This is a genomic window from Marinobacterium profundum, from assembly GCF_001528745.1.
In the GTDB taxonomy this organism is placed as follows: domain Bacteria; phylum Pseudomonadota; class Gammaproteobacteria; order Pseudomonadales; family Balneatricaceae; genus Marinobacterium_A; species Marinobacterium_A profundum.
The window spans coordinates 1-24,985 of record NZ_BCNS01000001.1 but is presented as its reverse complement, the minus strand read 5'-3'; the positions used below and the strand labels follow the sequence as shown (position 1 = coordinate 24,985).

19 protein-coding genes are annotated in these 24,985 nt (G+C 58.7%); 15 read left to right on the top strand and 4 right to left on the bottom strand.

Features of this window, described 5'->3' with window-relative positions; all coding sequences use genetic code 11:
* Positions 1-164 precede the first annotated feature (164 nt).
* Both MPRO_RS00100 and MPRO_RS00095 read left to right on the top strand, forming a co-directional pair.
* Positions 165-587, top strand: coding sequence for a DUF1353 domain-containing protein (locus tag MPRO_RS00100; RefSeq protein WP_067285677.1), 423 nt, complete (start codon positions 165-167; stop codon positions 585-587).
* A gap of 180 nt (positions 588-767) precedes the next feature.
* Complete coding sequence (locus MPRO_RS00095) at positions 768-1,487, top strand: YebC/PmpR family DNA-binding transcriptional regulator (protein WP_067285676.1); 720 nt, start codon at positions 768-770, stop codon at positions 1,485-1,487.
* A 281-nt stretch (positions 1,488-1,768) separates the two neighbouring features.
* Here MPRO_RS00095 and MPRO_RS00090 read toward each other — a convergent pair whose 3' ends face one another.
* From MPRO_RS00090 to MPRO_RS00075, 4 genes are all read right to left on the bottom strand, one after another.
* A complete protein-coding gene (locus MPRO_RS00090) occupies positions 1,769-3,277 on the bottom strand; it encodes an ABC transporter permease (protein ID WP_067285675.1) in 1,509 nt (502 codons plus the stop codon).
* Positions 3,274-4,341 carry a quaternary amine ABC transporter ATP-binding protein gene (locus tag MPRO_RS00085; protein WP_067285673.1) on the bottom strand — a complete coding sequence of 356 codons (1,068 nt, stop codon included), beginning with the start codon at positions 4,339-4,341 and terminating at the stop codon, positions 3,274-3,276. The genes MPRO_RS00090 and MPRO_RS00085 overlap by 4 nt, the downstream gene beginning before the upstream one ends.
* 66 nt (positions 4,342-4,407) lie before the next feature.
* Entirely contained in the window at positions 4,408-5,376 is a 969-nt protein-coding gene (locus MPRO_RS00080; RefSeq protein WP_102136241.1) for an ABC transporter substrate-binding protein, read from the bottom strand.
* A 38-nt stretch (positions 5,377-5,414) separates the two neighbouring features.
* Positions 5,415-7,760: a DUF1989 domain-containing protein gene (locus tag MPRO_RS00075; RefSeq protein WP_067285672.1), complete on the bottom strand. Its 2,346-nt coding sequence runs from the start codon at positions 7,758-7,760 to the stop codon at positions 5,415-5,417.
* A 168-nt stretch (positions 7,761-7,928) separates the two neighbouring features.
* Here MPRO_RS00075 and MPRO_RS00070 point away from each other — a divergent pair, with 168 nt between their 5' ends.
* The 13 genes from MPRO_RS00070 to MPRO_RS00005 all read left to right on the top strand — a co-directional run bounded on the left by MPRO_RS00070 (position 7,929) and on the right by MPRO_RS00005 (position 24,985).
* Positions 7,929-8,954, top strand: coding sequence for a LacI family DNA-binding transcriptional regulator (locus tag MPRO_RS00070; RefSeq protein WP_067285670.1), 1,026 nt, complete (start codon positions 7,929-7,931; stop codon positions 8,952-8,954).
* A gap of 335 nt (positions 8,955-9,289) precedes the next feature.
* Complete coding sequence (locus MPRO_RS00065; protein ID WP_067285668.1) at positions 9,290-10,444, top strand: aminotransferase class V-fold PLP-dependent enzyme; 1,155 nt, start codon at positions 9,290-9,292, stop codon at positions 10,442-10,444.
* A 26-nt stretch (positions 10,445-10,470) separates the two neighbouring features.
* Positions 10,471-10,899, top strand: coding sequence for a GlcG/HbpS family heme-binding protein (locus MPRO_RS00060; RefSeq protein ID WP_067285667.1), 429 nt, complete (start codon positions 10,471-10,473; stop codon positions 10,897-10,899).
* A gap of 77 nt (positions 10,900-10,976) precedes the next feature.
* On the top strand, positions 10,977-12,230 hold the full coding sequence (gene glyA, locus MPRO_RS00055; RefSeq protein WP_067285666.1) for a serine hydroxymethyltransferase: 1,254 nt from the start codon (positions 10,977-10,979) through the stop codon (positions 12,228-12,230).
* Positions 12,231-12,317: 87 nt separating this feature from the next.
* Positions 12,318-13,700, top strand: a complete 1,383-nt coding sequence (locus MPRO_RS00050) for an L-serine ammonia-lyase (RefSeq protein WP_067285662.1) — start codon at positions 12,318-12,320, stop codon at positions 13,698-13,700.
* Between the two features lie 178 nt (positions 13,701-13,878).
* Entirely contained in the window at positions 13,879-14,475 is a 597-nt protein-coding gene (locus MPRO_RS00045) for a helix-turn-helix domain-containing protein (protein WP_067285660.1), read from the top strand.
* A 523-nt stretch (positions 14,476-14,998) separates the two neighbouring features.
* Positions 14,999-16,012, top strand: coding sequence for a taurine ABC transporter substrate-binding protein (locus MPRO_RS00040; protein ID WP_067285658.1), 1,014 nt, complete (start codon positions 14,999-15,001; stop codon positions 16,010-16,012).
* 89 nt (positions 16,013-16,101) lie between these two features.
* Positions 16,102-16,884: a taurine ABC transporter ATP-binding protein gene (locus MPRO_RS00035; RefSeq protein WP_173645485.1), complete on the top strand. Its 783-nt coding sequence runs from the start codon at positions 16,102-16,104 to the stop codon at positions 16,882-16,884.
* Positions 16,885-16,902: 18 nt separating this feature from the next.
* Positions 16,903-17,781 (top strand): ABC transporter permease subunit, encoded by an 879-nt coding sequence (locus MPRO_RS00030; protein WP_067285654.1) that lies wholly within the window; start codon positions 16,903-16,905, stop codon positions 17,779-17,781.
* 63 nt (positions 17,782-17,844) lie between these two features.
* Positions 17,845-20,283 (top strand): GcvT family protein, encoded by a 2,439-nt coding sequence (locus MPRO_RS00025; RefSeq protein WP_067285651.1) that lies wholly within the window; start codon positions 17,845-17,847, stop codon positions 20,281-20,283.
* Between the two features lie 467 nt (positions 20,284-20,750).
* On the top strand, positions 20,751-23,201 hold the full coding sequence (locus tag MPRO_RS00015) for a GcvT family protein (RefSeq protein WP_067285647.1): 2,451 nt from the start codon (positions 20,751-20,753) through the stop codon (positions 23,199-23,201).
* Between the two features lie 90 nt (positions 23,202-23,291).
* Complete coding sequence (locus tag MPRO_RS00010) at positions 23,292-24,044, top strand: electron transfer flavoprotein subunit beta/FixA family protein (protein WP_067285645.1); 753 nt, start codon at positions 23,292-23,294, stop codon at positions 24,042-24,044.
* 11 nt (positions 24,045-24,055) lie between these two features.
* Positions 24,056-24,985 (top strand): electron transfer flavoprotein subunit alpha/FixB family protein, encoded by a 930-nt coding sequence (locus MPRO_RS00005; RefSeq protein WP_067285643.1) that lies wholly within the window; start codon positions 24,056-24,058, stop codon positions 24,983-24,985.

Here is a 24,985-nt window from a genome sequence, read left to right as displayed (position 1 = left end):
AATGAATTAAGTTGTGTCTTTGTTTGGGTACAGTTTCTATTTCGAATTGCCCAGTGCGATATCCGCAGCTATTGCTGGGCTTCGATTAACGCCAAAGCTTCGAACAGGGCCGCGTCGTCCACAGTGACGGCGGGGGAGGACATCAAGTGCAGAGGGAGTATCCCATGGCAGATAACGGCATAGTCTATCGTTCGGGTTACAAGTATCAGCTGGCTGAAAATTACGATATCAAGGTTCCCATAAAGCCCGATGCGGATATCAACTCGATGTTTATTACTCTCGATAGCCAGGGCAACATGCAGGTAAAGGCCGGTTATGCCTGGGATGGCACCTCTGGCCCGGTGATCGACACCCCCTTCAACCTGCGAGCCTCTCTGGTGCACGACGCGCTTTATCAGCTGATGCGTGAAAAGGCCCTTAGCGCCAAGGAACACAAGGAAAAGGCCGACAAATTATTCAGAAAACTGCTTAAAGAAGACGGAGTGCCAGCTCCCGTGGCCCAGATCTACTACGAGGCGCTGAAAAAGCTTGGCAAGCCGGCGACCAAACCTGAAAACACCAAGGATCTGAAGCACGCGCCCAAGTAGCCAGTGCTTGAAGCCCTGATTGAAGCCGCTGCGGAGTTGCGCTGGCGGGGCTTTTGCTACGGGCGTCGGCGGCGGGTTTCGCGTACTGACGTTCGCCATCTTTCGCATTTCTGCGTTGTTCAGATACCTCGGTTGCCAGTAGAATCGCTGTTTTTGTGATCATTACGGAGCATTAGCCGCATGGGCAGAGCCTATCAGAACCGCAAAGAGTCGATGGCCAAGACGTCTGACATGAAGGCCAAGGTTTATAGCCGCTATGGTCGTGAGATCTATGTCTCCGCCAAGTCGGGAGGGACTGACCCTGCCGGCAATCTGACCTTGCGAGGCTTGATTGAGCGTGCCAAGAAGGACCAGGTGCCAAGTCATGTTATCGACAAGGCGCTCGAAAAGGCGAAAGGTGGCGCGGGCGAGGACTACGCGGCGGCGCGTTACGAAGGCTATGGCCCCGGCGGCAGCATGGCCATTATTGACTGCCTCACCGACAACCCCAACCGTACCTTCGGTGATGTGCGCCAGGCCTTTACCAAGACCAAGAGCAAGATCGGCACGCCGGGCAGTGTTAGCCATATGTTTGATCACGCGGCCATCTTTGTATTCGCCTACGACGATGAAGAGGCGGTGCTCGAAGCCCTGATGGAAGCTGACGTCGATGTAACAGACATCGAGAATGAAGACGGCAAAATCACGGTATTCGCCCCCAATACCGATTATTTCAAGGCCAAAACCGCCTTGCTGGATCGCTGTGGCGAGCTTGACTTCGATGTGGATGAAATCCAGTTTATCCCCCACGCCTTTACCACGGTTACCGGTGACGATGTCGCCCTGTTCGAGAGGTTTCTGACCATGCTGAACGATCTGGATGACGTGCAGCAGGTTTATCACAACGTCGAACTTCCATAAGGCGTCAGGGGCTGGTATCAGGCCGGTCCTGCGGGTTCTTGGCGTAGCAGGGCGGGTTTGTCCGAGGCGCGTCACGCAGTATCAAAAGGTTCCCTTGCGAAAGCGAAGGAGCCTTTTACCGTTTTGAAACTGATGAATATCAGCGCGCGTTGAGCAGCGATAGGTTTGGTGCTTATGCCCTTCTCCGGCCCCCTTTGCCGTAGCATCAGTTCTGGGTCATAAGGTATAGCAAAGATGCTATGCCTTATGACCCAAATCAGGCGCGGTGCGCCAACGCGCTCTTAGCGTCGGCCCTGAATAACCCGGTCCAGAATCATTGAGCACACTAGAATCGCCAGGCCTGCCAGTATTCCTTCTCCGGTGGAAGCATATTGAAGGGCTTCCAAGACATCTTCTCCCAATCCCTTGGCGCCAATCAGTGAGGCGATAACGACCATTGCAAGGCTCAGCATGATGGTCTGGTTCACGCCGGCCATGATGGTAGGGGACGCCAGGGGCAGGTCGACCTTGAACAGCAGGTATCCCGGAGAGGCGCCGAATGAGCGTGCTGCTTCACGCACGGCCTCGGGCACGCCTTGCAGCCCCAGCACTGTCATACGGATAACTGGCGGGCTGCCGAAGACCAGGGTCGCTAGAATGGCGGCCGGTTTGCCAGTGCCAAAGAAGGCGATAATGGGAATCAGGTAGACGAAGGACGGCATGGTCTGCATGAAGTCCAGCACGGGCCTGACAAAGGCAAAGACCCTGGGTTTGCGGGCGCAGAGAATACCGATGGGAATCCCCAGCGAAATACTGACGCAGGCGGCGGCACCGAGCAGGGATACCGTGGCCATGGCCTTGTCCCAGAATCCCAGCAAGCCCAGATACATGAGGCCGGCAACAGCCAGAATGGCGACACGGGGGCCGGCACACTGCCAGGCGAGCAGGGCGATAAACAGCATGATGACCGGCCAGGGTGTGCCGACGAAAACGGTCTCCAGGCTGTCGAGCAGTACGCGAACGGCGTCGGTGACATTGTTGAAGAAACCGGCCCCGGCGATGGTGGCGTAATCAAACCATCCCTTGAGGCCATCGCTGACATCGATGCGGATATTGTCATTGGCCGGGAAGGTCTGCAGCAGGCTCCAGCTGGTCGGGAACGCAAATTGCGCCGCCGCCAGCCCGTAGATGACGGCTACCAGAATGAGGGCCGTAGTAGCGCGAAACGTCGAAAAACCACGAGCAATTGAGCGATTCGAGCGCCAGTAGGTAAACTGGCGTTCCAGCGCCCAGTTACCCATCGCACCCTGGAGCAGTTTGACGATCAGCATCAGGCCGATACCGAACATCAGCAGGGCCAGGCGCTGGCTTTCCATGGACTGCGCCTGTTGCATGGCGCCGGCGACGGCGGATTCCAGCGAGCCGACCAGCCGCTGCAAGGCTTCAACGTTGTCAGCCTGGCTGGCAATGGCGGCCTCGAGCTGGGCCCGGCGTTCCTCCAGCGTGCCGGCTATGCGGCCTGCGCGCAGTTTCTGTTCGGCGCCCAGGTCACTGAACAGACCCAGAGCTATTTGAATAAAGGCGAAGGCTTCGAGCAGAACAAACACCAGGAACCAGTTCCACAGGCCGCGGGCGGCAAACCACACGGGGCCGAGCAGGGCACTGGCAAGGTTGAAGGTCAGTGTAAAGCGGCTGGATGCACTGATTTTGCTGAAGCGCGCTCGGTAGTAAGCCGAGTTTGAAACCGAGAACTCATCGACAAGCCTGTCGACTGCGCGGTCATAGTCCTGAACTTCCTGAGCTGCGTTCATTTGGCACCCCCGTGGCCCTGAATACCTTGCATGATGCTGACGCGGTCGACCGCGCCAACCCGCTGGCCCTGATCGACCACGGCAATGGGGCCGTCCCAGTGGATCGCCACCGAAATCAGTTCGTCCAGACTGGCGTCCGGCGACACACTGGGCGCCTCGGCAGGCAGCTCTCCAGCGTGGGCGATATGGGTCTCGATCGGCGTCATGAGTGATTTGGCATGCACGAACTTGAGGCGCGAGATGCTGGCTACGAAGTCCGCTACATAGTCGTCGGCCGGCTGGGTGACGATTTCGTCCGGGGTGCCGATCTGGATGATTTCGCCGTCCTTCATGATGGCAATGCGGTGGCCGATGCGAATGGCCTCATCCAGGTCGTGGGTGATGAACAGCGTGGTTTTTTTCATCAGCCGGGACAGGTCCATAAACTGATCCTGCAGCTGGCGACGGATCAGCGGATCCAGAGCGCTGAAGGGTTCGTCCATCAGCAGGATATCCGGGTTGGCGGCAATGGCGCGGGCCAGGCCGACGCGTTGCTGCATGCCGCCGGACAGTTCGTGGGCGTACTTGTCTTCCCAGCCCTGTAGATCAACCAGCTTGAGGACGCGATCGGCCTCGCGCCAGCGCTCGCTCTTGGGCATGTCGCGGATTTCCAGCGGCATGGCGACATTGTCGCGCACCGTGCGGTGGGGCATCAGACCGAAGTTCTGAAACACCATTGCCACGCGCCTGTTACGAAACTCACGCAGTGCCTGCTCGTCCAGGGATACGACATCGTCGCCGTGTACGCTGATATGGCCCGAAGAGGGCTCTAGCAGGCGATTGATATGCCGTACCAGAGTTGATTTGCCACTGCCCGACAGGCCCATGATGCAGAAAATTTCGCCTTCAAATACTTCGAAGCTGGCATTGGCAACGCCAACGACACAGTCAAAACGCTCCAGTACTTCCTGCTTGCCCAGATTTTCCTGATGAATGGCGTTCAGCGCTTCTTCCCAGCGAGTGCCAAAGACCTTCCAGACACTTTCGACCTTGATCGCCGTGGCCGGATTGTTCGGTAAATTCACCGTGACTACCTCCCGACGGCTCCGGATGAAGCCGTCATTTACTGATTTATTAGGTCGTAAGAGGCTTTATAGTCCCAGCCATTGATCAACGATGTCGCCATGGTTGTCGACCCACTCCTGGGCGACTTCCGCCGGGTCGCGGTTTTCAATCACGATGGCGTAGGTCATGGCGCTAACGGCCGAGTTTTCCAGGTCGATTCGCTTCAGCAGGGCGGCGACTTCAGGACTGCGTTGCAGCAGGGAGTTTGAATAGGCGACACGTACGGTTTTGACCTGATCACCGGTGGTTATTTTGGATTTTTCAAACCACTGGGCATCTTCATCCGGCTGCACGATGACATAGTTTTCCGCCTTGAATTCAGGTTCTTCCAACATGCTTACGTCGTAGAGCGCATGCACGAAGTGGGGGTTATAACAGTAGAAAACGGCGCCCTGATTTTTTTGAATTGCCGTGGAAATCTTGGCGTAAAACACGGCTTCATCTTCGGTGGTGGCTTCGAGGAAGTCGCTGATACCATAGTCCCGCACCTTAACCTGATTGATCTTGGTTGAGCCCCAACCCGGCGCACCGACCCAGATCTCGCCCTTGCCGTCATTATTACTGTCGAACAGGCTCTGGGCCTTGGGAGTTGCCAGATCGTAGATGGAGTTGATGCCGTGCTCGGTCTTCATATAGGTCGGAACGCAGAAACCACTGACGCCTTCGTAGGAGCCTTCGCTGAGGGCGACGGTGCCGTTTTCGTTGACGTATTTGTCGGTGAAGCTCTGCTGGTTCGGTAGCCAGACATCGGGGTGTACGTCCACGTCGCCGCGGCCTTTGTCCATACCGGCGTAGAGAGCCGCGTTGGCACCTGGCACCAGCTCGGCTTCTACCCCCAGCTTGTCGGTGATCACGACTTTAATGACGTTGGCAATGATTCTGGCGCCGGGCCAGCTGGGTTCACCCACCCGGATCGTTTCATTGGCCTGGGCGGCAGGCGCCATGAGGCCGGCGCTGAGCAGGCTGGCGAGTAACAGGGGTTTGATCGTGTTCATCAGAAACACCTCTTCTTATGCAGTTCATGTGAATGCTTTCAGGCGCGAGCTTTGGTTCGGGAGGGATCTATAAAGGGTAGTGCGCAGACGGTTGCCCGTTGCCGTTTCATGTGGCCATCCAGGCGGCCAACTTCAAGTATCTGGCCGGGCGTGCCAAGTTCGACTGCGACCCTAGCTAAAGCAATAACTTTGCCAAGCTCCGGGGAACGGGTCGCGCTGGTGATGACACCCACCGGCTGGCGGTCGATATAAAGGTGCTCGCCGTGCAGCGGAATCTCCTGGCCGTCCAGTTCCAGGCCAACCAGGACTTTGCGCGGAGCCTGCTGGTTGCGGACAATGGCGGCGCGGCCGGTAAATACCTCGTTGCGCATATCCACCGCAAAGCCAAGACCGGCTTCGTCCGGGTCCGAGCCATCACCGAATTCAGCACCATTGATCATCAGGCCAGCCTCTATGCGCAGCATTTCCAGGGCCTCGCCGCCCATGGGCGTAACCGCGTGGGGTTCGCCGGCGCGCATGATCGCATCCCAGAGTGCAACGGCATCGCGCTGGTCGCAAAACAGCTCGTAACCCAGCTCGCCGGTGAAGCCGCTGCGGGTCAGCATGAAGGGAAGGCCGTCGCGATTGTTTAGCCTGGCGATGGCACAGCCAAACCATTTGATGTTTTCAAATTCAGGCTGGCCCGGTTGCGTAAATACAACACTGCGCAGCAGGTCGCGGCTTTTCGGCCCCTGCACCGCAATGTTGCACAGCTTGAGTGTCAGGTCGCGTATCCAGACCTTGAGGTCGTGCTCGCGGGCAAGGGCTTCCAGTATGCGGGCGGACTCGTCCGAGCCGCAGCACCAGCGAAACAGGTCGGGGGCCAGGCGAAACAGGGTACCGTCATCCTCGACGGTTCCCTGGGCGGAGCATACCAGGGCATAGAAGCCGCGGTTGACCGCCAGACGGCTGGCATCCCGTGTCAGGGCCAGTTGCAGCAGTCGCTCGGCATCCGGGCCACAGATATCCAGCTTGCGCAGGTTCGACATGTCCTGAATGGTCACGGCGTTGCGACAGGCCCAGTATTCTTCGATGGCGCCGGTGGCATCAAACACCTGCGGAATCCAGTAATTGCGCGCCGAATGAAAGCGTCGGGTCAACTGGCTGGTGCGGGGATGAAAGGGAGTTTCTCGGCTCATGTAGGGTTTGGCCTCTGCGGTGGATCGGTAGGCAACGGCGCGCCGGATAGGGGCATCGGGGTGATAGATACGCACATGAATATCGGTCGGGTTCCAGCCATTGATCGGATCGATATCGTCGGGGCAGGCTGTGGTGACGCAGGTCAGGTCGGTCAGGGCTCGCATCACGACATAGTCCCCGGGCCTGGACCAGGCCTCATCGGACCTGAGCGAGTTCTCGTGTGCGTTGATCCAGGAATTGAAAAAGAAGTTGATGGCAGGCCAGGCCTTGCGCGGTGCTATGCCGTACTCCCTGTAGACGGCACTGATATTGTCGGAGCAGTTGAGGTGGCCGGGATACCCGCGCTCGGCATAGCCATATTCGGTACAGGCCAGGGCAAAGGTATCGTGGCGGCCAACCGTATCCTGCACAACCGCCAGCAGGGGGTTCATGTCCTGATCGAAGAACTTGTCGTGCAGGCCGGGGGCCGGGTAGGCGCCTGCGGCCAGCGTGCGGGTCACGGTGGAATCTATATGGCGTTCAATACCCTGTGCGAGCGCCTGGCTGTCCATGGCCATGAAGTCGGAACACTGGCGTCCTTGTACATCAATCACCTGAATGTATTCGCCCTTCTTGACGGTATAGGCCCGGGCGCTGGCGCGTTCAACACGAAACTCTTCCCGTACCCTGCCCAGCACTGGGGGCAGCGGCAACTCAGCGGCGGCGTCACCGACAATCTCGATATCAATGAAGCCGTGACGGCTGCCATCCACCATGCTGTGGGGTGTTTCTGGCAAGGCCAGAACCAGCATTACATCCTGTTCGCTTCTGAAGGTCAGTGGTCCTGTTGCCTGGCCGGCATCGGCGGGGTTGAGCGTAACGAAGCGCAGTGCCCGCAGGGGCATGTCGATGGCGTTGAGCTGATCTTCCAGTTCACGGCTGTCGAACTGTCCGCAGGAGGACTCTGCAGGCTCCAGTGAGTGTGCAAACTGGGGCAGGGACGCGTTGTTGTTCATATCCAGACCGCTGATGAGTAGCGGGCTGCTGCAATGTTCCAGGCGCAGCGCCACCAGGTCGCCGGCCTGTAACCTGAGGCAAATGCTGTCGCCAAGTGTTAGGCGGCTCGCCTGGTTGCCTGAGGGGGCCGGGAATCCGGGGTACAGGGCGTTTCGGGATCCCAGGCCGCCGCGGGTGGGGGACCATACAGGGGTTTCTAAAACAGTCATTGTCCTGATTTCCTTGTCGATCAATAGCGGGACTTTCAACAAGAATGTAACGTGTGTAACCGGTTACACTTGTTTCGAATGTAACCGGTTACTATTCGTCGCGCAAGCTCGGTGTGGCATAATCGAGCCCTGTTTCGATGAAACTTTTATATCAGGACTGGTTGGCAAATGAAGAGTTCCAATGCTCCCCATGCGGGCGTGCGCCAGGTTGCGCAGCTGGCCGGTGTTTCTGTTGCCACCGTATCGCGGGTGTTCAACGGGGCGCCAAGGGTGTCCGAAAGCGCCCGGGACAAGGTGCTCGCCGCCGCCCGGCAATTGAACTACGTGCCCAACAGTGCGGCCCGGGCCCTGACGCTCAGCCGGACCTTTACCGTTGGTGTTATCGTGCCCACGCTGGAGCATTCCATCTTTGCCCGCTTTCTGCAGAGTCTTGAAGAACGTCTGGCCAGCCAGGGGTACAGCATGGTGGTGGCGGCCTGTGGCGGAGATCCGGTGCTGGAGGCTCAGCGCGCCGATGGCTTGCTGAAAATGGGAGCCGAGGCGCTGGTATTGTCCGGTGCCAGCCACCAGGCCCGCCTGATTGACCTGTTACAGGCAAGAGGCGTGCCCTATGTGTTCAACAGCATCTATTCCCCTGACCAGACCGAGCCTGCGATTGGCTACGACAACAGCCGTCTGGGGCATCTGGCGGCACAGTACCTGACGGACCTGGGACATCGAAAAATCGCCGTGCTCAGCGGTGAGACTGCCAACAACGACCGTACGGCGCTGCGCGTGAGCGGCGCTATGGCCGCACTGCGGGAACGAGGCCTGGACGAGAGCCAAATCAGCCACCACGTGATGCCGTTATCCATTTCCCATGCCTGCCGTGTGAGCCGTGATATTGCAACGCAGACAGGGGACAGGCCCACGGCACTGCTCTGTCTCAGTGATGTTCTGGCGCTCGGCGCCCTGCTTGAGCTGCCCAAGCACGGAATCAGGGTACCGGCGGACATCTCGGTGATCGGCTTCGATGACCTGGAATGGGCAGACTGCACCAATCCGCCCTTGACCACCATTCACTTGCCGACGCGCAGGATGGGCCAGGAAATTGCCCTGGCCATTCTGGATGCGCTGGATCATGGCATTCCGATCGAGCCCCGGTTACTCGAAGCCGAGCTGGTCGTGCGCAGCAGCACGGCCGCGCCACGATAACCCGCCTCTCCCGGGGCGAAGCAGTACACAAGCCCGCCTTTTCGCCTGCGGGCTTTCGAGCCACAGCCCATTGGAACGGTAGCTGCAACCCTTCTGTATTCGCCGCTTAACCTGCGTATTGAACCCCGTTTCCAGAGGCTCTGCTTTTCGCTCGCGGCCTTGAAAGGGCCGCATTCTCCTGGAAATCCAGCTGCCCAGGCACCGTTCTGCGCTCGCAACTCCTCCGTCAACTGTTCCCCACCCGGGCAAAAATATTTCGTATGGACCGCTTGCCAGTCGAGAATCTCTGATGCAGTATATGAAAAAAAGAACAATATTTTCATAAGAGATTAAAAATGTCCAATAATTTACACTCAGTAGATCCAGATGGCCTGCTCGAATACTCGGTGGTCTATACCGACCGCTCCCTGAATCACATGTCCAAACGGTTTCAGGGGGTGATGACCGATATATCCCGCACCCTGAAAGAACTGTACCGGGCCGAGGCGGTGGCGATTGTGCCCGGCAGCGGGACCTTCGGCATGGAGGCGGTGGCGCGGCAGTTTGCCACCGATCGCAAGTGCCTGGTGATCCGCAATGGCTGGTTCAGCTACCGCTGGTCGCAGATCCTGGAAACAGGCCGCATCACCGATCATCTGCAGGTACTGAAGGCACGGCCGGTGGAAGACGCGGACCAGGCCGCTTTTGCGCCGCCCCCCATTGATCAGGTGGTGCAGACCATTCTCGTTACCAAACCGGATCTTGTGTTTGCACCCCATGTTGAAACCTCTTCGGGCATGATTCTGCCCGATGACTATATCGCCGCCATGGCCCGCGCTCTGCACTCAGTCGGTGGCGTGTTGGTGCTCGATTGCATCGCCTCCGGTGCCCTTTGGGTTGATATGCAGGCGAGCGGCGTTGATGTACTGATCAGTGCGCCTCAGAAAGGCTGGAGCGCGTCTCCCTGCTGTGCGCTGGTGATGCTCAGCGCCCTGGCGGTGGAGCGTATCGCCGATACCCAGAGCTCCAGCTTTGCCTGCGACCTGAAAAAATGGCTGCAGATCATGCAGGCTTACGAAAATGGTGGTCATGCCTATCACGCCACCATGCCCACGGACGGGTTGCACCGTTTCCGGGACATCATGCTGGAAACCCGCACGCTGGGATTTGAGCAGGTGCACGGGCAGCAACAGGAACTGGGTGACCGTATTCGCAGCGTGCTGGCTGAACGTGGCATGCGCAGCGTTGCAGCTCCTGGCTTCGAGGCTCCAGGTGTCGTGGTCTGTTATACCGATGACGATGAAATCCACACGGGCCGAGCCTTTGCGGGCGAGGGTATGCAGATCGCCGCCGGTGTGCCGCTGCAGTGTGATGAGCCTGCGGGCTTCAAGACATTTCGGATAGGCCTGTTCGGGCTGGACAAGCTGCAGGATATCGACCGCACCGTCGCCGCATTTAAGCAGGCTCTGGATGCCGTCACGGTCGTTGAGCTTTGTGCATCAGCTTCTTAATTTTTCAGCTAGCGGGGGATTACAGCATGCGCATGGTACCCAAGTTAACCTTGATGGATGCGGACAGCATTATGCGGGCCTGTTTCAAGAAGGCCGGTGAAATTGGTGTCGATATGGATATCGCCATTACCGATGATGGCGGCAACCTGATTCTGTTCAAGCGCATGGATAATGCGCGCATCACCAGTATTGATATTGCTATGGGCAAGTCGTTTACCGCTTCGGCGGCGCGCAAGTCGACACGGGCCTATGGCGAAATCAGTGTGCCGGGCAAACCTGCCTTTGGTATCAACACCAGCAACCAGGGCAAGTTTTCCATCGTGGCAGGCGGCTTGCCGCTGTTTGTTGGCGACCAGATCGTGGGGGGGATCGGCTGCAGTTCCGGCACGCCGGATCAGGATGAAATCGTGGCCCAGGCCGGCGTTGATGCGTTTCTGATGATGCAAAATTATTGAGGCTGCCGGCCTTGTGTACCTGTTGCCCGGCAGGCCGCCAGCTGCGGTCTGCCTCGAACAAAAAGGAAAAATAAAAGATGTTTAGAATGCAAGACGCGATCGAAGGGTTCGACGACGAACTCTTCCAGGCCATGAACGCGGAAACGCAGCGCCAGGAAGACCATATCGAATTAATCGCTTCCGAGAACTACACCAGCCCGCGTGTCATGCGTGCCCAGGGATCACAGCTGACCAACAAGTATGCCGAAGGCTATCCGGGCAAACGATACTACGGCGGCTGCGAGCATGTGGATGTGGTCGAACGTCTGGCCATCGAGCGTGCCTGCGAATTGTTTGGTGCTGATTATGCCAACGTGCAGCCCCATTCCGGCTCCCAGGCGAATGCCGCGGTATTTCTGGCGCTGCTGGAACCCGGTGATACGGTTCTGGGCATGAGCCTGGCCCACGGCGGTCACCTGACCCACGGTGCCAAGGTCAGCTTTTCCGGCAAACTGTACAACGCCGTGCAATACGGGCTGGATGAAGCCACCGGCGAGATCGACTATGCCGAAGTGCAGCGCCAGGCCAATGAGCACCGCCCGCGCATGATCATCGCCGGCTTCTCGGCCTACTCCCGTGTGGTGGACTGGCAGCGCTTTCGCGATATCGCCGACAGCGTCGGCGCCTGGCTGTTTGTCGACATGGCCCATGTGGCGGGTCTGGTCGCAGCCGGTCTCTATCCCAATCCGCTGCCCTATGCCGATGTGGTCACCACCACGACCCACAAGACACTGCGCGGGCCCCGTGGCGGTTTGATCCTTGCCCGGTCCAACGCAGCGCTGGAGAAGAAACTCAACTCGGCGGTATTCCCGGGTGGTCAGGGCGGGCCGCTGATGCATGTGATTGCCGCCAAGGCCGTGGCCTTCAAGGAAGCGCTGGAGCCGTCGTTTACCGACTACCAGCGCCAGGTTGTGGCCAATGCCCGTGCCATGGCGTCGGTCTTCATCGAGCGGGGTTACGAGGTGGTGTCCAAGGGTACCGACAATCATCTGTTCCTGTTAAGCCTGATCCGCCAGGGTCTGACGGGCAAGGACGCGGATGCGGCCCTGGGGCGTGCGCACATTACGGTGAACAAGAATGCCGTGCCGAATGACCCGCAGTCGCCCTTCGTGACCTCGGGCCTGCGCATCGGCTCACCCGCCGTGACAACCCGTGGTTTCAAGGAAGAGCAATGCCGTGAGCTGACCCACTGGATGTGCGATATCCTCGGTGATATCAACAACGAAGAGCTTATTGCCGAGGTGCGTTTCAAGGTTGCCCGCCTGTGCCGCAACTATCCGGTTTACGGCTGAAGGCCTGCCTGGCCCGCACGGTGCCTGCCGCCTCGCGGGCGCCGTAACTCCATATCTATAAAGAAAACAACAAGATGGGATCAAACTATGGCTATTAGTCTGTTCGACCTGTTCAAGGTCGGTATAGGCCCGTCGAGCTCGCATACGGTTGGGCCCATGCGTGCTGCGCAGATGTTTGCGCAGCGGCTGAGCAACGACGGTTTGCTGGGGCAGGTGGTCCGGGTGCGGTCTGAACTCTTTGGATCCCTGGGCGCCACTGGCAAGGGGCATGGCAGTGGCCCGGCGGTATTGCTGGGGCTTGAAGGTCATGCGCCGGATCTGGTCGACCCCTTGATCGTGAAGCCGCGTGCCGAGGAAATCGCTGAGACCGGGTGCTTGCTGTTGCTGGGCAGCAAGAGTATTGCGTTCAGTCCGGAGCAGGATCTGATCTTTCACCGCAATGAATCCCTGCCGTTTCATCCCAATGGCATGTCATTTACCGCCTTTGATGCCGCCGGACAGGCGATCTGCCAGAAGCTGTATTACTCGGTGGGCGGCGGCTTTGTCGCCGGCGAGGAAACCGTTGAGTCGGGCCAGATACAGGCCGATCCGACGCCGCTGCTGCATGATTACAAGTCCGCCAAGCGGTTGCTGGAGATCTGCGCTGAAACCGGGCTGTCTATTGCCGAGGTGACGCTGGAGAACGAAAAGCAGTGGCGCTCCGAGGCGGAGATTCGTACAGGCATACTCTCTCTTTGGGGGGTGATGCAGGAGACGGTGCGGGAGGGTATCAAAAACGACGGTATTCTGCCCGGCGGCCTGAAGGTGCGCCGACGTGCAGCCTCCTGGCATCGCGATCTGAAAAATCGTAATCGCATGGATCTGATCACGCCATCGCTGGGAGCCATGGACTGGGTCAACCTCTATGCGCTGGCGGTGAACGAGGAGAACGCGGCGGGCGGGCGCATTGTGACTGCGCCGACCAATGGCGCTGCGGGCATTATTCCTGCCGTGCTGCACTATTACATGAATTTCTGCCCCAATGCCGACGAAGACGGTGTGATTCGTTTCTTTCTGGCGGCGTCCGCCATCGGCTTCCTGTTCAAGGCCAATGCCTCCATATCCGGGGCTGAAGTGGGCTGTCAGGGTGAGGTGGGTTCGGCCTGCGCCATGGCGGCAGCGGGTCTTGCCGAAGCTGTGGGTGCAACGCCGGAGCAGGTGGAAAACGCCGCTGAAATCGGCATGGAGCACAACCTGGGCCTGACCTGCGATCCCGTTGGCGGCCTGGTGCAGGTGCCCTGCATCGAACGCAATGCCATGGGCGCCATGAAGGCGATCAATGCCGCTTCCATGGCGCTGCGTGGTGATGGCAACCATTTCGTGTCGCTAGACAAGGTTATCAAAACCATGCGCGATACCGGGCGGGATATGCTCGACAAGTACAAGGAAACATCCCGTGGCGGTCTGGCGGTGAATGTGATCGAGTGCTGAATCCAGGGCAGGCCTGGGGCCTGTCCATGGCAGCATCCCGCGGGTTCGACTTTATGGACTCTTTTCATCGGTGGTTAAAAAATGCGGGTTTGAATGAAAAAGGGTCATTTTTTTTCAATATGACAGCGATCTCTGTTAGAGTTCAGGGGTTTACAGCCATATTGAATCAGTACTGACCATGAACAGCCCCTCTAGCGTTAGCGAAAACGAACCCGATGACCTGCGAGTGGGTCGCCAGATCCGCGACCTGCGCAAGGCCAAGCGGATCACGCTGACAAGCCTTGCCGAGCAGGTAAACAAATCGGTCGGCTACCTCAGCCAGGTCGAGCGCGGTGTCTCCTCGTTACCCATAGGTGTGTTGCAGCAGATCAGCGAAGTGCTGGGTGTGCGGGTCAGCTGGTTCTTCCAGTCCAACGATGAAATATCCGATGACGAGCGCGATTTTGTCGTGCGCAGTGATCATCGCCGTTCTATGACGTTTTCGGGCCTGGGGGTGCGGGAAGAGTTGCTGTCGCCGCGCCTGAGCGGGCAATTGCTGCTGATCATGACGCGACTGGCGCCCAAGGCCAGTGGCGGCAAGGAGCCGCGGCAACGCAAGGGTGAGGAGGCCGGCTATGTCGAAACCGGCACGCTGGAGCTGCGCATTGGTGAACGAACCTTTTTGTTGCAAGCCGGTGACAGCTTTTCCATTGCCGGCGACGAACCCCATCTGATCTATAATCCCGGCGAAACCGAAGCCCGTATCCTCTGGGTGATGACCGGCGTGGACTACTAGCCGGTCGTCCAGGCTAGGGACAAGCTCTCAGCTCTCAGCTCTCAGCTTCAAGCTCCAAATCACCAATCACCAGGCCGGCTTCGCCTAGGCGGCGCAGTTATGCCCGTTTCTTGCTCCTTTTTCCTAGCCCCTAGCCCCTAGCCCCTAGCCCCTTCATCCTCGCACCTCGCACCTCGCACCTCGCACCTCGCACCTCGCACCTTTCTCCTGACACCTACTCCTGCTGCCTGCCTACGCATCTTTTTGTGCAGTTTTGATAATTTTTGATCCGAAATGGTGCGTTTTTGTTTTCTCTCAAAGCTTGTTTTTCCTTTGCTGCCCAGCCCAGCTGACCGCTAAGTATCTGATTTATATGGTTGTGTAAAAAATAGTGAAATATAACTTACTCTGATGAAAATATGGCATGTAAATTTCATTTACACTGATGTTGTGTGCTGATAATCTCATTTGGGTGGCGGTTATTGATTGATCTCATTTCCGCCCCACCCTCAGAGATAAAAATACTTAAACGAGGAAAAACACCATGACCCGTCGCTTTAGCATTTCGCGAAATATCGGTCGCAGGTTAGGCAGTGCTCTGTTGCTGTCCGGCGCTGTCGGTATCCTGGGTACTCAGGCGGTAGCCGCCGATCTGACGGTTGCGTATTTCCCGGGCTGGCCGACAACCCACCAGCTGGGGCAGGACAAGGGCTGGTTCGAGCAGGAACTCGGTATGGAAGTGGACTTCCGCGAGTTTGATACAGGCGCTGCGATGGCGGCGGCCATGTTGTCCGGCGATGTACAGATAGCGTACTCCATGGGCGTGATTCCCTTCACCATCGCGGTGACCCAGGGCGCACCGCTGGATCTGGTGGGGATCGCCGTGACCTATTCTGAAAACGATAACTGTGTCGTGCGTAATGGCAGTGGCATCGACAAGCCCGCGGATCTGGCAGGCAAGGTCATAGGCGTGCCTTTTGGTACGGTTTCTCATTACAAGATGTTGAAAACATTCGAGAAGCTCGAAGTCGACCTGTCTTCTGTGCGCGTCGTCGATATGGCGCCGCCTGATGTCGCGGCCGCCATGATCCGGGGTGATGTTGATCTGGGGTGCGGCTGGGAGCCTGCGCTCTCGCGCATGCTGGAAAATGGCAGCTTGCTGGTCAGCGCTGAAGAGCAGGCATCCTGGGGCCTCAAGGTGTTCGACATTATTGCGGTGAACCGCGAATACGCCACCGAGAACCCAGAAAAAATTTCCGCCTTCCTGAGTGTGGTCGACAAGTCTACGGATTATGTGACCGCCAATCCCGACGAGTCCTATAGCACCATCAGCCGCCAGGCGGGCATTTCCGAAGAACAAACCCGCTCGATCATGTCCAAGTTCGGCTTCCCTCTGCGTGACGAGCAACTCAGCGATGCCTGGATGGGGCGCGATGTTGAGACCTTTATCAAGGGTGTCGCCGATGTCATGCAGGCTAATGGCGAATTGCCCAAGGCGCTGGATGACTACGCTCCCTTCATCAAGCCTGAGTTTTACGCCAAGAGTGCGGTGCGCTGATATCGCACGCACATAGCTGATCTGCCTGGGTGTGGTGGTTTTAGTGCACAACACCCGGGCAACCCACAAAGACAGATAAGGAATGCCTCGTGAGTGAATTGCGCGTACAAGGCGTCACCATGACCTATGAGGGTGCAGACGGGCAGCCGGTCAGGGCGCTTGAAAACATCAACTTTTCAATGAACCAGGACGATATCGTCACGGTGTTGGGGCCTTCGGGCTGCGGCAAGAGCACCTTGCTCAATATTATTGCCGGCTTTCTGAATCCGACGTCCGGGCGGGTGTTTATCGATGACCGCGAAATCGCAGGACCTGGGCCTGACCGTGGCATGGTGTTTCAGCACGGTGCCCTGTTTGAGTGGCTGACCGTGGGCGAGAACGTCAGTTTCGGGCCCCGTATGGCGGGTATTGATGCAACCAGCCGGCTGGCATCGGTAGATGAGTTGCTGCAGCTGGTGGGCCTGGCGGGGTTCCGCGATACGCCTATCTATAACCTCTCCGGTGGCATGCAGCAGCGTGTCGCTCTGGCGCGCTGCCTGGCCAATAACCCTGATGTGATCCTGATGGATGAACCGCTCGGTGCGCTTGATGCGCTGACGCGGGAAAAGATGCAGACGCTAGTCCTCAAGCTGTGGCAGGAAACCCAAAAGATGGTCTTCCTCATTACCCACAGTGTGGAGGAAGCCATTTTCCTGGGCTCACGCCTGCTGGTGATGGCGCCTCGGCCTGGCCATGTGGTGAAGGAGTTCCGGCTGCCGTTTGCGGCGGCGGGTCTGTCGGCTGATCCGCGGGAGATCAAGTCGAGCCGAGAGTTTATCGCCGTGCGCGAGGAAATCCTCGAGATGATCTGGTCGATGGAAGAACAGCATTAAGGGTCGGGGAAAATAACGATGTCACAATCCAATGTTCGAAAAACACGTTCCTGGCTGCTGTTCTGGCGCGGTTCCGACAAGGGGCTGGCGAAGTGCAAGACCGTCACCTTTGGTGATCCGGCGGCGGTAGAAGGGGGTGCAATTTACGGCGTACTGTCGGTGCTGACCGTGGGTATCGTCTGGCAACTGGTAGCTATGGCGCAGATAGTGCCGCCGCTGTTCTGGCCAAGCCCAGGGGCTGTGTTCGACAAGTTTATTCAGATCGCCACCGAAGGCTACAAGGGCTTCAATCTGTTCGAGCATTTGGGGATCAGCCTGTACCGGGTAATGGCGGGCTTTGGTCTGGGTTGCCTGTTCGGCATTCCGGTGGGCCTGGGGATGGGGCTGAACAGGTTCATCAAGGGCTGGATGGATCCGCTGATCGAATTTTACCGTCCGGTGCCGCCTCTGGCCTATGTGCCGCTGGTGATTATCTGGATGGGAATTGGCGATGGCGGCAAGGTGCTGCTGCTGTTCCTGGCCACTTTCTCGATCATCGTCATCAGTGCCCGTGCAGGCGTGGCCAGCGTTGCTATCCAGAAAATTCATGCGGCCTATTCCCTCGGTGCGAGCCGCTGGCAGGTACTGCGTCATGTCATCCTGGTCAATGCGCTACCGGAGATATTCACCGGCATGCGGGTAGCGATGGGTGTCTGCTGGGGCACTCTGGTGGCGGCGGAAATGGTGGCGGCAACCTCAGGCGTGGGCTGGATGGTATTGAATGCAAGCCGTTATCTGAACACCGACATAGTGCTTATGGGCGTGATTCTGATGGGCGTCGTCGGATTTCTGATTGATATGTGCATGCGCAAGCTGGAACAGAAGCTGATTCCCTGGAAAGGCAAAGGAAGGGGCTGAGCCCTTACACAGAATAAATAACGCGGTTTCACCTGATAGTGGAATGACGGAGAGAAGATCAAGATGACAACGCACTCAAAGGTACTGGTAATAGGTGGGGGTATTGCAGGCGTTAGCACGCTTTACCATCTGGCCAAACGAGGCTGTACGGACATTGCGCTGGTGGAGAGAACGGAGCTCACCGCGGGCTCGACCTGGCATGCTGCAGGCAACCTGCCGCATTTCAGCACCAGTATTAACGTGATGCGGTTGCAGCAGTACAGTATCGATCTGTATCAGCGGCTGGAGGCCGAAACCGGTCAGGCGGTGGGGCATCACAAAACCGGCGCGCTGCGTCTGGCCCATACGCAGGAACGTTTTGAGGAGTTCCAGCGTGTTGCCGGCATGGCCGATATCTGCGGCCTGGACTTCAAGCTGCTCAAGCCTGAAGAGCTGCAGGAATATCATCCTTTCCTGCAGACCCACGATCTGGTCGGCGGTCTCTGGGATCCGGACGATGGTCATATTGACCCGACCAGCGTGACCAATGCCATGGCTAAAGGCGCGCGCGAGCTGGGTGCAAAGATTCACCGTAACAGTCCGGTCAGTGCCATCAGTCGTGATGCCAAGGGTGTCTGGCAGGTCGAAACGCCCCAGGGCATCCTGACCGCCGATATCATCGTTAACGCTGCGGGCTTCCGGGCCAACGAAGTGGCGGCGATGATCGGCCACAAGTTGCCGATGGCTTCGATGGAACATCAGTACCTGGTGACCGAGGGCGTGCAGGAAATCGCCGACTGTGGTCGCGAACTGCCCATGGTGCGCGACCCCGATGTGTCCTACTACCTGCGTCAGGAGCGTGACGGATTCATCCTTGGGCCCTACGAGCCCGATGGTTTGCCCTGCTGGGTCGACGGTGTGCCGCCGGACTTCGGACAGGAGCTGTTCGAGCCTTCGCTGGATCGTCTTGAGGACATTATCGCCACGGCGATGGAACAGATGCCGCTGCTCGAAAAGGCGGGTGTGCAAACGGTCATCAACGGCCCCATCACCTACACTCCCGATGGTCATCCACTGATCGGCCCGATAGCGGGCATTGACAACTACTTTGTATGCACCGGATTCAACTTCGGCATCGTACAGGGTGGTGGTGCCGGTCACTTCATGTCGCAGTGGATTCTGGATGGCCATCCCGAGATTGATCTGTGGGAACTCGACCCGCGTCGCTTTGGCGACTACGCCAATGCCCGCTACAGCGTGGCCAAGGCCTGCGAAGTCTATGCCCACGAATACGCCAATGGCTTCCCCTACGAGTATGAAAACCGCTCGGCGGGCCGCCCGGCGAAGACCACGCCGGCCTATGCCCGTCTGAAGGAAAACGGCGGTGTCTTTGGCGCCCGTTATGGCTGGGAACGCGCCAACTGGTTTGCCCCTGAAGGCGTAACCGGTGCCGATACCCTGAGCTACCGCCGTGGCAACTGGTTCGAGACCGTGGGCCAGGAGTGCCGTGCGGTACGTGAAAGTGTGGGTCTGCTGGACCTGTCGGCTTTCGCCAAGTTTGAAGTCTCGGGCCCGGGGGCTGAAGCCTACCTGGATCAACTGTCGACCAATCGCCTTCCGGGCAAGGTTGGTGCCATTGCTCTGACCTATATGGTGTCCAACACCGGCCGTATCCGTGCCGAGTTCACCATCACCCGGCTGGCAGAAGATCGCTTCTATCTGGTCAGCGCCGCCGGCGCCCATTCCCATGACTGGGATGAGTTGCGCCGTCGCCTGCCGGCTGATGGCTCAGTCACTCTCAAGGATGAGACTGCCCGCTACGGCACCCTGGTGCTGGCAGGTCCAAGGGCGCGGGACCTGCTGGCAAAACTGACCTCGGCGGACCTGGGTAACGAGGCCTTCCCGTGGCTCAATGCCCGCGATATCGAGGTGGCAGGCGCGCCAGTGCGGGCGCTGCGGGTGAACTATGTCGGTGAGCGGGGCTGGGAACTGCATCACCCCATCGAGTACCAGCTGGGTCTGTACGATGCGCTGATGGAGGCGGGCAGTGAGTTTGGCATCCGCAACTTTGGTCTGCGGGCCATGGATTCACTGCGCCTCGAAAAGGCCTACCCGATGTGGGGCCATGAGCTGACGTGCGAAAACACGCCTATCGAGGCGGGGCTGGAGTTCTTCGTCAAGACCGAAGGGCGCAGTTTCACCGGTCGCGATGCCCTGGCGGGCCAGCGCATTGAGGGGACCGGAGTACGCCTGGCGTACCTGGAAATCGATGCCAGGGATGCCGATGCCTTTACTTTCGAGCCCGTGCTGGCCGATGGCAAGGTGGTGGGTGCGGTGAGTTCGGGTGCCTACGCCCATACACTTGGCAAGAGCCTGGCGTTCGCCTATCTCAAGATAGCTCAGACGGTGCCTGGTACCGAGCTCGAGGTTTTGATTCTGGGTGAACGTTGTGCGGCCCGAGTGATTGACGCGCCGGCTTTCGACCCGAAAAACCGTCGTCCGCGCGGTTTCTACGAGGACTGATTCTTAGTCAGTAACCTTTCACGCCCGGCAACCCTGTTGTCGGGCCTTTTGTATCTCCCTGGCCCTGTTTGAACAAGGTGCCTTTGTCGCCTCAACGGGATCCCTGGATCCTGCCCGGCAGCTCCCGGGTTTGACGGCGCCCGCCTGCGACACCCTGTCCTGGCGGGTCTCTTTTTTGCACAGCGTCCAGCGGCAGTGCCGCTTTCGGATCTGCTACAAGTCCGGTTTCGGTGACTTTTTCGTACAAATCCAGAAAGTTCACTAAAATGAAAATAAATATGTAAATTTCATTTGTGTATATTTGCCCTTGTGATAATCTCATTTAAAAGATGATTGATGGGAAGGGTGCTCTTTCCTGACAGTGGTTACGGAATGGTTCCGATTGCTGCGGTCAATGCCACCCAAACGAACAGTCAGTGTCACTTCGCCTTTCAGGGGCGCGGGTCATTCAGAAAAAGAGAGTATCGATGAACAACTCATTTCCGACTCAAGCACAGGTGGTCATCGTAGGTGGTGGCGTGATTGGCTGCAGCCTGGCCTATCACCTGACCCAGCTGGGCATGCGCGATGTCGTGCTGCTGGAGCGCAAGACGCTGACCTGCGGCACGACCTGGCATGCGGCGGGTCTGGTGCCGACGCTGCGTGCGACCTACAACATGTCCATGCTGGCGAACTACAGTGCCAGCCTGTATGAGCGTTTGGAGGCCGAAACGGGCCAGGCGACCGGTTTTGTTCGCAATGGCTCCCTGACCATCGCCACCAACAAGGAACGTCTGGCCGAGATCAAGCGTGGCGCTTCCATGGCCAAGGTGGCGGGATTTCCCTGCAATGTCATCAATCCGGAGCAGGCGCGTGAGCTCTGGCCGCTGCTTAATATCGATGATGTGATCGGCGCCATTCACCTGCCAATGGATGGCATGACCAGCCCGGTGGATACCACCCAGGCGCTGGCCAAGGGCGCGCGTCTGGGCGGCGCCCGAATCTTCGAAAATACCCAGGTGCTGGATATCAAGACCCGGGACGGCCGCGCCACAGGCGTGGTAACCGACAAGGGTGATATAGACGCCGAATATGTCGTTAACTGCGCCGGCATGTGGGCGCGGGAGTTTGGCCGCAAGGCCGGCGTCAATGTGCCCTTGCATGCCGCAGAACACTACTACGTTGTTACCGAAAGCATGCCGGAACTCAAGGCCGGCCTGCCGGTGCTGCGTGACATGGATGGCTTCAACTACTACAAGCCGGACGCCGGCAAGCTGCTGATCGGTACCTTTGAGCCCGGTGCCAAGCCCTGGGGCATGGAAGGCATTCCGGACGGTTTCTGCTTCGATGAGCTGCCGCCGGATCTGGATCACCTGGAACCCTACCTCGAATCGGCCATGCACCGCCTGCCGATACTGGAGCGCACCGGGCTGCAGGTCTTCTTTAACGGCCCGGAGTCCTTCACCCCGGACGACCGTTACCACCTGGGCGAGGCGCCGGAACTGAAAAACTACTTTGTGGCTGCTGGCTTCAACTCGGTGGGCATTCAGTCCGCCGGTGGTGCCGGCAAGATGCTGGCCGAATGGATTCACAAGGGCCATGCACCGCGGGATCTGTGGGACGTGGATATTCGTCGCAACATGCCGTTCCAGGGCACTCAGGCCTATCTGTACGAGCGCACCACTGAATCCCTGGGGCTGCTGTACGAAACGCACTATCCGTTCAAGCAGTTCAAGACCGCCCGCGGCGTGCGCCGCTCCGTACTGCACGAGCAGCTGAAAGCCCAGGGCGCCTGCTTTGGTGTCGAGAACGGCTGGGAGCGTGCCAACTGGTTCGCCATCGATGACATGAAGCCGGAGTACGAATACTCCTTCGGTCGACAGAACTGGTTCGAGTGCAATGCCCAGGAACACGCGGCCGTGCGCAACGGCGTTGCCGTGATCGATCAGAGCTCCTTCTCCAAGTACCAGCTTGAAGGCAAGGATGCGCTGGCCTACCTCAACCGTATCTGCGCCAACAATGTGGATGTGCGTGTAGGGAGCATGGTCTACACCCAGTGGCTCAATGAGCGCGGCGGTATCGAAGCCGATGTGACTGTGACGCGTCTGGGCGAGGATAAATTCCTGGTGGTTTCCGGCGTTGCCTGTCAGAACCGTGACCTGGACTGGCTGCGTCGCAACCGTGAGTCGGGTGCCCAGCTGGTGATTACCGATATGACCTCGGCCTACGCCGTTGTCACTGTCATGGGGCCGCGTTCGCGGGAAACCCTGAGCAAGCTGACCCAGGCGGATCTGTCCCACGAAGCTTTCCCGTTTGCGTCCTCCCGCGAGATCGACATGCACTACGCCATGGTACGGGCTTCGCGCATTACCTATGTGGGCGAGCTGGGCTGGGAGCTCTATATCCCTACCGAGTATGCGCCCAGTGTATACGAGGCGGTGTTTGAAGCGGGCAAGGAATTCGGCATTCGCCCCTACGGCTACCACAGCATGAACTCGCTGCGCATGGAAAAAGGCTACCGTCACTGGGGTCACGACATCACCGATGAAGACACCCCGCTGGAGGCTGGCCTGGGCTTTGCGGTCAACTTCGACAAGGACGGTGGCTTTATCGGCAAGGAAGCCTTGTTGGCGCAGAAGGAGAAAGGCCTGCTGAGCAAGCGCTTCATTGCCTTCCTGTTCGAGGATGCGGAGCCTTTGTGCTACCACGAAGAACCTATTTTCGCTGATGGAAAGCTGGTGGGGCATACCACGGCAGGCATGTTCTGCCACACCCTGGGTGCCACCGTGGCCATGGGCTATGTGCATCACGATGCCGGCATCAACAAGGACTGGCTCGACAGTGTGACCTTCGAGATCGAAGTCGAGTGCGAGCGTTATGTCGTCAAACCATCGCTGCGCCCGTTTTACGACCCGGCTAACGAGCGCATCAAGTGCTGACAGGCCGACCTATAGCAGTTGCGGCACCGAAGTGCCGCGCAGTTTCCTGAACGCAACAGTATTGATCTGAACATTATAAGAGGTGACTCCATGAAGATTCTTGTGGGTGTTAAGCGCGTACTCGATCACAACGTCAAGGTCCGGGTGCGGGCAGATGGCTCGGCCGTTGACCTGGACAACGTCAAGATGGCCATCAACCCCTTTGACGAGATCGCTGTCGAGGCAGCGGTCCGCTTGAAGGAAGAAGGTGTGGCGACGGAAGTCATCGCGGTGTCCATAGGCCCGGAAAAGGCCCAGGACACCCTGCGCCAGGCGCTCGCAATGGGGGCTGATCGCGCCATCCTGGTGCCGCACGGCGGTACCACCGAGCCTCTGTCGGTGGCAAAAACGCTCAAGGCACTGGCTGAGAAAGAGAACGCAGGTCTGGTAATACTGGGCAAGCAGGCCATTGATGATGACTGTAACCAGACCGGCCAGATGCTGGCAGCGCTGCTGGGGTGGCCCCAGGGTACCTTTGCCTCGGGCCTGAGCGTGACTGGCGAACAGATTGAAGTCACCCGTGAAGTGGACGGTGGTCTGGAGACAGTGGCACTGAACCTGCCGGCGATAGTTACCGCTGACCTGCGTCTGAACGAGCCGCGCTTCGCCTCCCTGCCGGCCATCATGAAGGCCAAGAAAAAGCCGCTGGAGAGCATCACGGCCGAGTCCCTGGGGGTCGACCTGGCACCCCGGCTGGAACTGGTCGGGGTCGTTGAACCCCCGGTACGTGCCGCGGGTGGCGTCATTGTGGCTACCGCAGCCGAACTGGTGGAAAAACTCAAACACGCCGCAGCGATCGCTTAAGGAGACGCACCATGACCATTCTTGTAATCGCAGATCACGACAACAGCAGCATCGCATCCTCGACCCTGAATACTCTGGGCGCCGCCACGCAGATCGGTGGCGACATCGATATTCTTGTTCTGGGGGGCAACTGTGCGGCAGTGACTCAGGCGGCTGCCGCTATTCCTGGTGTGCGCCGTGTGCTGAGCGCCGATTGTGAACTCTTCGCTCAGCCCCTGGCTGAAGATATGGCGCCGCTTGTGCAGCGCTGTGCCGAAGGCTACACCCATGTGCTGGGATCCACCACGACCTTCGCCAAAAACCTGTTGCCCCGCGTCGCTGCGCTGCTGGATGTACCGCAGATCTCCGATATCAGCGGCGTGATTGATGCCAACACCTTTGAGCGTCCGATCTATGCCGGTAACGCCCTGGCCACCGTGCGCAGCCATGACGCCATCAAGGTGATCACGGTACGCAGCACCAAGTTCGAAGCAGTAGCGGTTACCGGCGGCAGCGCCGAATGTCTGGCGATCGATGCTCAGTCCGCCCAGGCGCAGGCTCGATTTGTCAGCCGTACCGAAGCCAAGTCCGAAGGGCCTGAGCTGGCCACGGCGCGCATCGTGATTTCCGGTGGCCGCGGCATGGGCAACGGCGAGAACTTTGCCCTGCTGGATGCGGTTGCCGCCAAACTGGGCGCGGCCGTGGGTGCATCCCGCGCTGCGGTCGACGCCGGCTTTGTGCCCAACGATTATCAGGTGGGTCAGACCGGCAAGGTGGTGGCGCCTGATCTGTATATCGCCGTGGGGATCTCCGGTGCCATCCAGCATCTGGCGGGCATGAAGGACTCGAAGATGATTGTGGCGATCAACAAGGATCCGGATGCGCCCATATTCCAGGTGGCCGACTATGGGATCGTTGGCGACCTTTTCGACGTCATGCCTGCGCTCGACGCCGCGCTCTGA